Source organism: Psychrobacillus sp. FJAT-21963 (genome assembly GCF_001420585.1).
GTDB lineage: Bacteria > Bacillota > Bacilli > Bacillales_A > Planococcaceae > Psychrobacillus.
The window spans coordinates 1,020,954-1,032,852 of record NZ_LJIY01000001.1; the positions used below are offsets into that span (position 1 = coordinate 1,020,954).

The window sequence follows — 11,899 nt, forward strand, 5'->3', positions numbered from 1 at the left end:
ATATGTTGTATGAAATTTATTTAACGTAAAATAATCCGCCATTAATAATTTCTATTTTTATCCTAGGCTCGTATTGTTCTTGTAGTGCTTTTTTCTCCATCTCATAACATTCTGGTTTAACGTTAACCCCTTCATAGAAATATTCTAGTACTTCCAAGTCCTTTTGCCATCTTTGTTTCGCTTCTTCCGCCCAAGTGTGATCATCTTTTTGTATAAGATGGTCAATAATCTCTTCTAATCGTTCAAGTGCACGGAGTGGTTTGATAATATAAGGTAGGTTAAATGTATTTTGAGACGAAGTTGTTTCTAATTCAAGTCCTGTTAGCGATTCCTGAAAATGATCGATAATACTACCGGTCATCAAGTTTATGCCTAAAGAATGAAGCATTTCCTTCGTTTGATCACAGTAATACGATATTTTATAATTCACTCCCAACCAAGGAGTTAATATCGTTCTTGCCTCTGTGTTATCAATTTTCTCATACATATGCACAAATGAACCCATCCGTCTGGTCGTTTGAAAAATTTGATTTAGTCGGGGGGAACCAAAGTGGACAACCTCCCCTTTAATCTTTTCAACAAGCTTATTTTGATCTGTAATTAAGGTTAGTTGAGCTGGACATGGCACCCCGTTTGTACTTTCTAGGTATTGCCAATAATAGGGGCGATTCATAATTTTTTTATCCATATCTACCGTTAATTGGACCGTCATGTAATAATCATGGTTTTGGATGATTTGACAGTTATTTTCCGTAAAAAATTTCTGTAAATAACGGTGAACTTCTTGTGGGTACATACACATCCTCCCCTCCTTCCTTATCAAGAATCAGCTTATATGGTTTTTTTAAAAGTAGATAAAATGTCATCTAACTCACCTACGGCTTTTTCAAATACATCAATTTTTACATACAACAAATCTAATATATTCTTCTCAATCGTGTTATCGATGGCTAAGTTATATATATGGACGTCGTGTTCCTGCCCTAAACGATGGACACGCCCAATTCGCTGCTCTAACTTCATCGGGTTCCAGGGCAGATCATAATTAATGACATGGTGACAGAACTGTAGGTTAATACCTTCTCCTCCAGATTCCGTCGCAATCAATACTTGTGCTTTTTCTTTAAATAGATGCTTCATCCAATCTCGCTTCGATTTGTTAAACTTTCCGTTAAAGGGAACGCTTGTAATGCCTTTAGATTGTAAGTACCATTGTAGATAAACCTGGCTCGCTCTATATTCTGTAAAGACGATGACCTTATCATTTGCCTTTGAAATGATTTCATACACCTTTTCTGCTTTCGAATTTATTTCCAATGCACTAAGTTTTTGAATAATTTCTTCTATATAACTAATCTCTTCTGGTTCCGTACATTTTTGAAGCATTTTATTTAACGTCAAATAGGTTGCTTCCTTACTGCTACACATTTCCTTTTGCAGCGTGATCATAGAAAAAGCACCTGAAAAAATTGGCGAAATATTTTTAAGCTCTAAAATCATGTCGTACACTTCTTTTTCCTCTTTGGAAAACTGAATAGGAATAATTTCAACTTTTCGATTTGTCCATTCAATTCCCGTATCATGTCTTCTATTTCGCACCATAACTTGATTGACCAATTCTCTTAAATATTCATCGTGCTCTAAGTTATGTTTGCTCGCAGAGAACTCCGATTGAAATGTCTCATAATTACCAAGATGTCCTGGTTTCAGTAAAGAAATAAGATAAAAAAGTTCAAAGATATCATTTTGAATTGGCGTAGCAGTTAACAATAAGCAGAATTTTTTCTTTAAACCTTGGACAAATTCGTAAATTTTTGTTTTATGGTTTTTTAATTTGTGCGCCTCATCAATAATAATCATGTCATAATCCTGCTCATAGATAAGTTCTTTATGCGGGCTTTTCTTGGCGGTATCCATACTCATAACCACTACTTCATAATGATCTAATGAATAATTTTTTTTATAAGCAATAGCGGGGATATAAAATTTATAATTTAGCTCTTCAATCCATTGATTAATAAGTGACGCAGGAGCTAAAATCAACACTTTTTTTACAAGTCCCCGTATAAGATACTCTTTTAATATCAAACCCGCTTCAATGGTTTTACCAAGTCCCACCTCGTCTGCAAGAATCGCTTTTCCATTCATCCTTTCGATGACCGTTTCCGCAACATCTAATTGATGATTAAGGGGTGTTAAATTAGGTAAGTACTTAGGAGATTGAAGACCTAAAAAATCTGTAATCAGATTAGCCTTCATCACTTCGTAACTCATATTGTATAATGTCCAATTATCCCAAGCTTCACGATTTTCCAATCTATCTATAAAGCCTTCTTTCCACTCAGACGACCTTTCTATTATCATGAATATCACCTCATGTAACTTTCTTCTTTCTGTTAGATTGTCCAAAAAAGAAGTACCTATGTTTTTTAAAGTGAAATAACTTCGAGAATTAAAAAAGATGGAGAATTTCTCCCCATCTTTTTACTAATATTATGAATAACCGTTTTTTCGTGCTTGAGCTTCATCTAAAATTTCTTTTCGAAAACCTTCAAGACTCTCTTCACGTCGTGCATTCTTCTGTTTAATTGCCTCTCGTTCATTGCCATCAAGATAAGGCATTAATTCTTCAGCTGCTTCCATATTATCTTTTGTATTTTTCACCATATCTTGAAGCTTTTCTACATTATCTGAACGATCATCTGGCTTTGGAATGTTTTTACTCATTTTAGTTCCTCCTTCTTTTTAATAAGGTCATACAAAAATTATCGTCCCCAATCCTACTAAAACTATTCAGTAACATAATTAATACAAAAAATTGGTTATAAATAAAATGAATTAAATTAACAATTTGGGAGAAGATAGAAGAGGAAAAATACTAGAAAAAGAGGCGAAGACGACATGTCGATGGAATGGTTTAACAGAGTAACTAGTGAGCTTCAGGAACAATTGGAATCCATTTGTGAGGAATATGACAAAAATGGACATATGAGTGTAAATCAGGCTTCCAAACATCCACGAATTGAATTTTTTGTCGAAACAGATAAGGATGAAAGAGAATATTTCTATACTCTGCTTTTCGACCCTCATAATGAAGAATTTTACGAAGAAAGTTTTGATACAACAATCCAACAACCAACAAGAATTATTTTAGATGACATTACGGATATAATTGAAGCCGTTCATGAAAGCTTTCATGAATTTATAGACGATGATGACTATGACGATGACGATGAGGATTTTGATTTGGAAGAGGAATACGAAGTGCTAGATGGTGAAATTACTCTTGAAGAAATTGACGTTGAATGGGAAACTCCAGAAGTTACTGCTTTCCAAATTGAGGATAAGATTGAAGTTACTTATCAATTTGGTATAGACAGCGCTAACGGTGATGGTGTTTTGCGAAGAGTTAACCGAATCTGGACAGAAGACTCTGAGTTCTTTGAAGACGAAAGTAACTTTACATTTAAAAAAGAAGAGGGCAGCACGATTATTGCTATGATTGCCAGCCACTTGGATAAAATGGTTGGATATGAAGAAATTATTAACGAATAAACTTAAGGAATAGAGATGCCTCAGACTGTAGACAAACTCAAAGAAATTTGAAACTGTCTATAGTTTTTTTATTTACAATACATAGTAAGAAATCGTCGATTTCCGTTTCAGGCGCTACGCTTTCCACGGGCACGGCCTCAGCCTTCTCCCTTGCTCCTGCGCAAGCTCGTCGCAAAAATTAATTTCTCTACGCTCAGTCCGGGTGCTTCGGCTCGTGCTGTTCCCGTAGGAGTCTTCGCGCCTTCCACTCCAATCGACTAGTGTTNGCTACGCTCAGTCCGGGTGCTTCGGCTCGCGCTGTTCCCGTAGGAGTCTTCGCGCCTTCCACTCCAATCGACTAGTGTTGGCTAATTTAAAAAGTGTTGAGTTTCTAAATCTTCTAAGACGTTAAGGTGTTGAATATCATGATCACTAAAAACCAAATCAATGAACGTGAATAACTTGAAATGCTAACGATTGAGCAGCTTGTACCGAAGGACCATTTGGTCCGTAAATTAGATGCCGCGATTGATTTCCATTTCATTTATCCATTAGTAGAACATCTTTACTCTGCTACTNAAAGAGGTAAATTGCGGTATTTCATTATGAAAACAAAATCCTAAAAACCAGCGATACGCCATATTAGTTTCGATTCTCTTTTATTGTTTGGCGCATCGAATGGATGTCAAAAGTATATGGAATAAAGCAATTAGTTTTCTCTTTTGTATTTATTTTAAAAAAACATTGCTTTTATTAGGAAAAATAAATTATAATATAATATGTCGCTAATAATTGATAGTANTTATTGATCCTGTTGTGTTATTTAAAATGACGTTTATTCAATATACATTTGGAATCCGTTCGATGCGCCAAACAATAAAAGAGATTGAAACGAATATGGCGTATCACTGGTTTTTAGGATTTGGTTTTCATACAGAAATACCGCACTTCTCAACCTTCGTTAAGAACTACGAACGTCGTTTTCAAGAGACCGACATCTTTGAACAAATCGCATCTTAAAAGAGATTATGGACCGTGGTCTATTATCAGAAGACCATGTATTCATTGATTCAACTCATGTGAAGGCGAGTGCTATTAAACGCAAGTATGGCAAGAAGATCGCAAGGAAAGAAACACGTGCCAACGAGGAAAAGCTTCAAGAAGAGCTGAATCTAGATCGTGAAGAAAACGGAAAAAAGCCGTTTCCCCCGGAGAAGTACGTGATGAAATGAAGGAAATCAAGGTGAGAGACGAACTCTCGGGGTACTTTTTCTACAACTGGACATGTATTCATTCTTAAAACGAATTGAATAATTTGCAAATGAAATTATTTTCCTTTACATAGATTTGTTCTTACCTCTTCAATAATAGAAGGAAGTTCAGCTAAATCATTTACATATAGTTCTGTTACAAATGTATCCCATTGATAGTCTTTCTTCCAAATGCTAATCATACCAACGTTTCTAGATGCTATGACATCATTTTCCGGATGGTCACCAACAAATATACTTTCGTTCGGATTTACTTGGAGTTTTTTTAGTGCTCTTTCAAATATCTCTGGATCTGGTTTTTTAATTCCTTCCCATTCAGACACGAGGATAGCCTTGAAATACTTTTCTATGCCCAATGCCTTCAAATTATTCATCTGAAAGTCCCCAAATCCATTCGTAATCATTCCTAAAACTAAATTATTTTTTTTGAGTTTTTCTAGCATGCTTAATACATTAGGAAATGGAACACAATGAATCGGAAATTGAGAAATATAATCTTGTAATAAGTACTGCCAGTCAATTCCCTCTATCTCTAGCTCTCTCACTAATTGTTGATAGACCTTATCTTTCCATACATAACCCCTGCAATCTAACTCAATAAATCTTTTCGTATATATATCTTTTGGAATATTGCCTACCCATTTTTTAAACCGCTCGTATTGATCGTCAATAAAATTCTTTACCGATTCATCACGGTTTAACAACGTTCCATCAAGATCAAAAATGATCGCCTTAATCATTTGTACTTCCCCTTTCTTTTCTTTTTCTATCCACATACTTAAGGAGTCCACCTCTACCTCTAAATCGTTTATTCTTTCATCTAAGTATTTTTTTGAATTTGTGGCTTCAAACATTGCTCCAGCTGCAACTGCCAAAGCTATCCATACGATAAAAGTTATATAGTTCCCCTTTACTAATGATAGATTATATTATTTTTAGTNCTGAAGGGATCGGTCTTGAAAACCGACAGGCGGGTCAAACCGCGCGGGGGTTCGAATCCCTCTTCCTCCTCCATTTTTTTCACGAAGCAGGTATTCTACTTTCTTCAGTGACTTATGTTATAATAGCTCTTAGAGTTAAATATTATTATCGCGGGGTGGAGCAAATCGTCACATGAAGATGACGATTAACACCGATGCAGACGAAGTCGAAGCAGGTGTCCTACTTTCTTCGGGCGTAGTATTAGTAAGGATAGCAAGTATATTATTATCGCGGGGTGGAGCAGTTCGGTAGCTCGTCGGGCTCATAACCCGAAGGTCACAGGTTCAAATCCTGTCCCCGCAACCAAATGGTCCCGTGGTGTAGCGGTTAACATGCCTGCCTGTCACGCAGGAGATCGCCGGTTCGATCCCGGTCGGGACCGCCATTTAATTTATTATAAGATTCATAGAAGCAAACAGAGATATCTGTGGCTTTGTACATATTAAATTGAAGCTTAGTACAAACTTAATAGAGATTTAGGATAAGCAAGCAAATCGAGGAAGCAATCGAACGAAAGAAGGAGCGTACTAAAGTACGTGACTGAAAGAGTGAGTGCAGCTGACAAAGAGTTGCGCAGCTTAGCGTAAATCGATAGATTTGGAATAAGCAAGTAGCTCGAGGAAGCAATTGAGTGAAGAAAGGCGCGTACTAAAGTACGTAACTGACTGAACGAATGAAGCTGACGAAGAGATACGTAGCTTAGTGCAAATCGAAGAGGCTCAGTAGCTCAGTCGGTAGAGCAAAGGACTGAAAATCCTTGTGTCGGCGGTTCGATTCCGTCCTGAGCCACCATAATTACGCGGGTGTAGTTTAGTGGTAAAACCTCAGCCTTCCAAGCTGATGATGAGAGTTCGATTCTCTTCACCCGCTCCAATATTATCTTAGAAAATAGCGAATAAAAAAATACATATAATAACCCATCCGAGAATTAATCAAGGATGGGTTATTTTTTATAGTTATAAAATAGTCCTTCTAATGGGAGGGCACTGATAAACTCTCTAAGTTGTCTCTTAGCGAGTATGTGCCCCGTTGATTCCCGTTAAAGGCGAACGCTTTCCGCCGGTATGAAACGAAAATCAACTATTGTATACTCCCTTCTAATGGAGGACTTTATTTAAAATAATTATTTTGAAGGGATACTTTTTCCCTTGCTTACATAAACTTGATTCAAAATTAGTGCACCTAACATTTGAATAATAGTCTTCACGATAATTTGACCCAAAATAGCGGCTGGTACGGCTTCCCAAGGAAGTATATTAGCCCCTAGTGGACTCAACCCAATTATAACGAAAATGACAGAATCAAGAAATCCACCAACGATTCCGCTATAGAACACGCGCCAAGCCATTGGTAGTTTCAACCGAGAGTAAATCTCTGTATCAGCTGTTTCAGCGACAACAAATGAAAGTGCCGATGCTACCACAATCAATAGTGTATCACCAAGTATGAATGAAACTATTGCGGATAATGCTAAAGCTATAAAAATAAATAAATACGTCTTTGCTCTACCATATTTATTTTGCACAAGATCTCGGAAAATGAAGGTTGCTCCAATTAATAGAGTTCCCATAGGAACGATAAACATCCCAAATTGTAATGGTGCAAAAGCTGCCGTTACCACGTTAGCTGTGACAATAGATAATAAATAGAATAATATTCTCATGATGTTACTCCTCAAGTTAATTTTAATACAGTTTTTTTGCCACCCACTATACCCCTCTTTTATTTCCCCATACAAGAGCATGTAACTGTGGCAGAACTTTGACGTCTTTTAATTCATCATCTGCTATCACCCTATCAATCAGCGCTTGGTACTTCTCTAATAAATGGCTGATTAGTCGAGGGTTATCAGTCGTTGTGATATCGTCATTTCCTACTTGTAGGTAAAAAGGAATCGTCGGGTATCGACGGTGAACTTGCTTGGCATATTCATAATCCTCTTGATTGAAAACGACTATTTTAAGCGATATATGCTGCTCGCTATTTCGAATTTTAAGTTTTCCAATGATATCCGAGAGCACCGAAAAGTCCGTAGTCATTCCAGAGCTTGGCGGTTTTGGTGAAATCGTCAGTTCATCGATTTCGTATAACCATTCCTGCCATCTGCTTCCCTGTGTCTCTACTCCAATTTTTATGTCGTTTTCTTTTAATAGAGCAATGAGTGCATCCAAGTTACGAAGGAGTGCTGGGTTTCCTCCCGAAATCGTGACAAATGAAAAACCACTACCCCCAAGACGTTTCAATTCTGACCAAATCTCATCTGCTGTCATTTGGACAATAAGATGTTTGCCGCTTCCATCCCACGTAAAAGATGAATCACACCAGGAACAGGAATAGTCACATCCGGCAGTCCGTACAAACATGGTCTTCTGTCCCACTACCATTCCTTCACCTTGAATAGTTGGTCCAAAAATCTCCATAACAGGTACCTTACTCAACTTCCATCCACTCCCGTCTCACTTCAGCATAGCTTGTCGGAGTTTCATACAATCTGATAAATTCTACACGCGCACCATTGTATCGCTCTACATCAAACAGTGCTTCAGCCAGCTTTTCGTAAATCCAAACAACGATGTTCTCTGCTGTCGTATTCATCGAAGGAAGAGTCTCATTTAAATAACGATGATCCAAATCAATCTCTATTTTTTGCTTCCATATTTCTTTTATATCACCAAAATCAATCATCAAGCCGCGATCATCCGTGTATCCACTTACCCCTAAAACAGCTCGATATGTATGGCCATGTAGATTTTTACATTTCCCCTCATAGTTATGTAAATGATGGGCAGCATCGAAGGTAAATTCTTTACTTACGAGAACACGCTTTGAATGATACTTTAATTGGCTCATTTGGATATCTTCATTTATTTTTTGGAGCCTATCGACAATTCTAAAATTAGACATGCCTTAGGACTCCTTTTTTAAGCTTAAATACTCATCAAGCCCTTTTTTTCGCAGCTTACACGCCGGGCATTCACCACAGCCATCTGCTTTTATACCGTTATAGCATGTTAGCGTTCTTTCCCTAACAAACTCAAGTGCCCCCAGCTGATCCGCAAGCTCCCATGTCTGTGCCTTGTTCAACCACATCAAAGGTGTATCAATTACAAAAGAAGCATCCATCGATAAATTCAACGATACGTTCAAGGATTTAATAAAAATATCTCGGCAATCAGGATATCCGCTAAAATCTGTTTCACAAACCCCATTCACGATATGCTTCGCTCCTACTTGGCTTGCTAATACTCCGGCAAATGAAAGGAAGAGTAGATTTCGACCGGGCACAAAAGTGGATGGCAGCTCCCCTTTATCTCCGTCTTCTACCTTAATGTCATCTCGAGTCAAAGCATTTGGAGCAAGCTGATTTAAGAGCGACATATCAAGAATGTGGTGCTTGATACCAAGATCCTTTGCTATCTCCTTTGCACATTCTATTTCCAAACTATGCCTCTGCCCATAATCAAAAGTCACTGCTTCAATGTCTTTAAAACGTTCTTTTGCCCAGAACAGACAAGTGGTACTGTCCTGACCTCCGCTAAACACAATGATTGCTTTTTCCTGCTTCATCTTCTGTAAAACTCCCTTTTAACGAAAAAACAGCACCCTAAAAAGAATGCTGTTTTCTTCTTAGTTTTTTAAAGAGGGTAGCTAAAAACCTCTTCCTTCATATGGAGGACTATACAATTCCTCGTTTATCGATTATCTATTTTTTCTGGGTAGAGATCATGGTTCATCAAACGATAATTTGCCATCTCTTCGTATTTGGTACCCGGTTTCCCATAGTTGCACCATGGATCAATCGAGATTCCCCCACGAGGTGTGAATTTTCCCCAAACTTCAATATACCTAGGATCAAGTAATTTAATTAAATCGTTCATGATGATGTTGACGCAATCTTCATGGAAATCACCATGGTTTCTAAAACTAAATAAGTATAATTTTAGCGACTTACTTTCCACAATCTTTTTATCCGGTACGTATGAAATATACATTGTCGCAAAATCCGGTTGCTGTGTAATTGGACATAAACTAGTGAACTCTGGACAATTAAATTTTACGAAATAATCCCTATTTGAATGTAAACTATCTACCGACTCCAGTACCTCTGGTGCATATTCAAATGAATATTGTGTGCCTTGATTACCTAACAATGTTAAATCTTTTAAACCTTCTTCTTGGCTTCTGCCAGACATAATAAAAACCTCCTAATACAACTTTTTATAGAGGATCTCTAACATTCTATTGCAAACATATAGGATAAAAAAACAAAAAAGCCATGCCCAAATATGGACATGGCGAAAAGTCATGTATCCATAGTTTTTTATAGAGGGTATCAGCTATGAACCTCTCCCGATCAAGTTCGGGTACCTATCTATAATATAGAATGCTTTCGTAATCGTCAAATAGATATTTAAAGATTACAAGATGAGAATCTATAGAAGACATATGGGTATAAGATTTGAGTTTCAACCAATTATCTCTTTTTTAAGAGATTATCAATTTATTTAAAATTATCTTCTAAATGTATGTATAAATTCCAATTAGACTGACTATATTGTTAATAGATTACAAGATTCAAAGGAGGAATAGAAATGAAGAGTCCAATAGGTTTACCAGAACAGTTACCTGAAACTTTAGATGAGTTATTGACTTTGTTATTACAAACGATTATCGCTTAGGAGAGATTTTATATTAAGATTGAAACTTGGAAACATAGAAAAGTAGAGATTTCTACTTCTATCAGGTAGAAGTTTCTACTTATTTTCTTTTCTACTAAACTCTTGTTGCGGCAATTGCGAATTTAATTTCCTACATATTTTATCCACATTATTAAATAATTGAACATAATCTGTTTGGAATCGGTATATTTGTTAAGCTTTCTTTACAACGCTCCTTAAGTCCATTAGACTTTTATCGACAACATGCTTAAATTTATATAGCAGGTGTATACTTAGCGTATCGTTTCAAGGAGGAATTATTATGCACAACATTCAAGATATTTTAGAAGCTAGAGATTTTATTATAAGTAAGACGGACAATCGGCCTGTAATCGGATTGATACTCGGCTCTGGATTAGGGACGCTAGCCGATGAGATTAAAAACTCAGTCGTAATCCCTTATAGCACGATTCCACACTTCGCAAAATCGGAAGCAATTGGGCATGCGAACGAACTTGTTATTGGAGAACTAAACGGAAAAATAGTAGCAGCAATGAAAGGTCGTTTTCATTATTATGAAGGCTACACTTTGGATGAAGTAACATTCCCAGTACGTGTAATGAAAGCATTAGGTATAGAGAATATCATTATTACAAACGCTTGCGGTGCTGTTAATACAAACTTTAACCCTGGAGATTTGATGTTAATTACTGACCACCTTAATTTAGTTGGGACAAATCCATTAATCGGACCAAATAATGATGAATTGGGAACTCGTTTCCCTGATTTATCGAAAGTTTATAACATGGAGCTACGTACTATTGCAACTAATGTAGCGAACAAGTTAGACATTACGTTACAAGAAGGAGTTTATGCTTGGTGGAGCGGTCCTACTTATGAAACTCCTGCAGAAATCCGTATGTTCCGCACATTAGGGGCCGATGCTGCTGGTATGTCTACTGTACCTGAAGCTATTGTAGCAACACACGGAGGTATGAAGGTACTCGGCATTTCTTGCCTAACGAATATGGCATGTGGGATATTAGATCAGCCATTAAACCACGATGAGGTAATTGAGGTCGCAGGTAAGGTAAAAGTTAAATTTGTTGAATTAGTTAAAGGTGTTTTAGAAGAGATTTAATGGAGATGGTTATCCACGAAGTTTGGGGACCCTAAGTCCGTTTTGGTTTCCGGGTTGCTTTGGACTACACATTTACTACACCTTTGCCGAGAGAACGAAAGCCGATGGAAGTGACTTTGTTACTTCCATCGGCTCTTTTCTTTTCGGTAATCCTGTGGCTGATGTTTGTCCGTCGCTCTCCTACAACCTTATCGTACTTGATGTTTTAGATTAGGGGAATGAAAGAATAAATCACTTTCTATGAATTGAGAAAGTAGCCGAAGATGCAATTTCGGCTACTCTTTCGCTATTTTATTTTAGATACACTTACTTTT

General features: G+C 37.0%; 11 protein-coding genes, 4 tRNA genes and 2 pseudogenes. 7 read left to right on the plus strand and 10 right to left on the minus strand.

Features of this window, described 5'->3' with window-relative positions; genetic code table 11:
* Positions 1 to 16: 16 nt before the first annotated feature.
* The 3 genes from AN959_RS04860 to tlp all read right to left on the minus strand — a co-directional run bounded on the left by AN959_RS04860 (position 17) and on the right by tlp (position 2,727).
* Positions 17 to 796, minus strand: a complete 780-nt coding sequence (locus tag AN959_RS04860) for a YqhG family protein (protein ID WP_056828756.1) — start codon at positions 794 to 796, stop codon at positions 17 to 19.
* A gap of 35 nt (positions 797 to 831) precedes the next feature.
* Positions 832 to 2,364, minus strand: a complete 1,533-nt coding sequence (locus AN959_RS04865) for a DEAD/DEAH box helicase (protein WP_172794312.1) — start codon at positions 2,362 to 2,364, stop codon at positions 832 to 834.
* 129 nt (positions 2,365 to 2,493) lie between these two features.
* On the minus strand, positions 2,494 to 2,727 hold the full coding sequence (gene tlp / locus AN959_RS04870) for a small acid-soluble spore protein Tlp (protein WP_056828758.1): 234 nt from the start codon (positions 2,725 to 2,727) through the stop codon (positions 2,494 to 2,496).
* Positions 2,728 to 2,901: 174 nt separating this feature from the next.
* Here tlp and AN959_RS04875 point away from each other — a divergent pair, with 174 nt between their 5' ends.
* Complete coding sequence (locus AN959_RS04875; RefSeq protein ID WP_056828760.1) at positions 2,902 to 3,555, plus strand: hypothetical protein; 654 nt, start codon at positions 2,902 to 2,904, stop codon at positions 3,553 to 3,555.
* 558 nt (positions 3,556 to 4,113) lie between these two features.
* On the opposite strand, the pseudogene AN959_RS21250 reads toward AN959_RS04875, so the two are convergent.
* Positions 4,114 to 4,239, minus strand: a pseudogene (locus AN959_RS21250) (transposase); the annotation flags it as partial.
* A gap of 97 nt (positions 4,240 to 4,336) precedes the next feature.
* On the opposite strand from AN959_RS21250, the pseudogene AN959_RS20555 reads away from it, so the two are divergent.
* A pseudogene (locus tag AN959_RS20555) lies at positions 4,337 to 4,754 on the plus strand (transposase); the annotation flags it as partial.
* Positions 4,755 to 4,861: 107 nt separating this feature from the next.
* On the opposite strand, the gene AN959_RS04890 reads toward AN959_RS20555, so the two are convergent.
* Complete coding sequence (locus AN959_RS04890; protein ID WP_056829151.1) at positions 4,862 to 5,545, minus strand: HAD family hydrolase; 684 nt, start codon at positions 5,543 to 5,545, stop codon at positions 4,862 to 4,864.
* A 470-nt stretch (positions 5,546 to 6,015) separates the two neighbouring features.
* Between AN959_RS04890 and AN959_RS04895 the strand changes: the two genes are divergently transcribed.
* From AN959_RS04895 to AN959_RS04910, 4 genes are all read left to right on the plus strand, one after another.
* A tRNA-Met gene (locus AN959_RS04895) sits at positions 6,016 to 6,092 on the plus strand.
* 3 nt (positions 6,093 to 6,095) lie between these two features.
* Positions 6,096 to 6,171 (plus strand) — tRNA-Asp (locus AN959_RS04900).
* 331 nt (positions 6,172 to 6,502) lie between these two features.
* Positions 6,503 to 6,578: transfer RNA gene (locus AN959_RS04905), tRNA-Phe, on the plus strand.
* Between the two features lie 7 nt (positions 6,579 to 6,585).
* Positions 6,586 to 6,659: transfer RNA gene (locus AN959_RS04910), tRNA-Gly, on the plus strand.
* 250 nt (positions 6,660 to 6,909) lie between these two features.
* On the opposite strand, the gene AN959_RS04915 is transcribed toward AN959_RS04910, so the two are convergent.
* The 5 genes from AN959_RS04915 to queF form a co-directional block, all read right to left on the minus strand.
* Positions 6,910 to 7,449 (minus strand): VUT family protein, encoded by a 540-nt coding sequence (locus tag AN959_RS04915; RefSeq protein ID WP_053590879.1) that lies wholly within the window; start codon positions 7,447 to 7,449, stop codon positions 6,910 to 6,912.
* A 46-nt stretch (positions 7,450 to 7,495) separates the two neighbouring features.
* Entirely contained in the window at positions 7,496 to 8,224 is a 729-nt protein-coding gene (gene queE, locus AN959_RS04920; RefSeq protein WP_056828766.1) for a 7-carboxy-7-deazaguanine synthase QueE, read from the minus strand.
* Entirely contained in the window at positions 8,217 to 8,690 is a 474-nt protein-coding gene (gene queD, locus AN959_RS04925; RefSeq protein WP_056828768.1) for a 6-carboxytetrahydropterin synthase QueD, read from the minus strand. The genes queE and queD overlap by 8 nt, the downstream gene beginning before the upstream one ends.
* A 3-nt stretch (positions 8,691 to 8,693) precedes the next feature.
* On the minus strand, positions 8,694 to 9,353 hold the full coding sequence (gene queC, locus AN959_RS04930; protein WP_056828770.1) for a 7-cyano-7-deazaguanine synthase QueC: 660 nt from the start codon (positions 9,351 to 9,353) through the stop codon (positions 8,694 to 8,696).
* Positions 9,354 to 9,478: 125 nt separating this feature from the next.
* Positions 9,479 to 9,979 carry a preQ(1) synthase gene (gene queF, locus AN959_RS04935; RefSeq protein WP_056828772.1) on the minus strand — a complete coding sequence of 167 codons (501 nt, stop codon included), beginning with the start codon at positions 9,977 to 9,979 and terminating at the stop codon, positions 9,479 to 9,481.
* Between the two features lie 787 nt (positions 9,980 to 10,766).
* Between queF and AN959_RS04940 the strand changes: the two genes are divergently transcribed.
* Positions 10,767 to 11,585 carry a purine-nucleoside phosphorylase gene (locus AN959_RS04940; protein WP_056828774.1) on the plus strand — a complete coding sequence of 273 codons (819 nt, stop codon included), beginning with the start codon at positions 10,767 to 10,769 and terminating at the stop codon, positions 11,583 to 11,585.
* Positions 11,586 to 11,899: the final 314 nt, after the last annotated feature.

Excerpts from the sequence above, each read along its gene's own strand:
- queC (WP_056828770.1), bottom strand. The coding sequence starts at position 9,353 with ATGAAGCAGGAAAAAGCAATCATTGTGTTTAGCGGAGGTCAGGACAGT.
- tlp (WP_056828758.1), bottom strand. The coding sequence starts at position 2,727 with ATGAGTAAAAACATTCCAAAGCCAGATGATCGTTCAGATAATGTAGAA.
- queD (WP_056828768.1), bottom strand. The coding sequence starts at position 8,690 with ATGTCTAATTTTAGAATTGTCGATAGGCTCCAAAAAATAAATGAAGAT.
- AN959_RS04860 (WP_056828756.1), bottom strand. The coding sequence starts at position 796 with ATGTACCCACAAGAAGTTCACCGTTATTTACAGAAATTTTTTACGGAA.
- AN959_RS04915 (WP_053590879.1), bottom strand. The coding sequence starts at position 7,449 with ATGAGAATATTATTCTATTTATTATCTATTGTCACAGCTAACGTGGTA.
- queF (WP_056828772.1), bottom strand. The coding sequence starts at position 9,979 with ATGTCTGGCAGAAGCCAAGAAGAAGGTTTAAAAGATTTAACATTGTTA.
- AN959_RS04875 (WP_056828760.1), top strand. The coding sequence starts at position 2,902 with ATGTCGATGGAATGGTTTAACAGAGTAACTAGTGAGCTTCAGGAACAA.
- AN959_RS04865 (WP_172794312.1), bottom strand. The coding sequence starts at position 2,364 with ATGATAATAGAAAGGTCGTCTGAGTGGAAAGAAGGCTTTATAGATAGA.
- AN959_RS04940 (WP_056828774.1), top strand. The coding sequence starts at position 10,767 with ATGCACAACATTCAAGATATTTTAGAAGCTAGAGATTTTATTATAAGT.
- AN959_RS04890 (WP_056829151.1), bottom strand. The coding sequence starts at position 5,545 with ATGATTAAGGCGATCATTTTTGATCTTGATGGAACGTTGTTAAACCGT.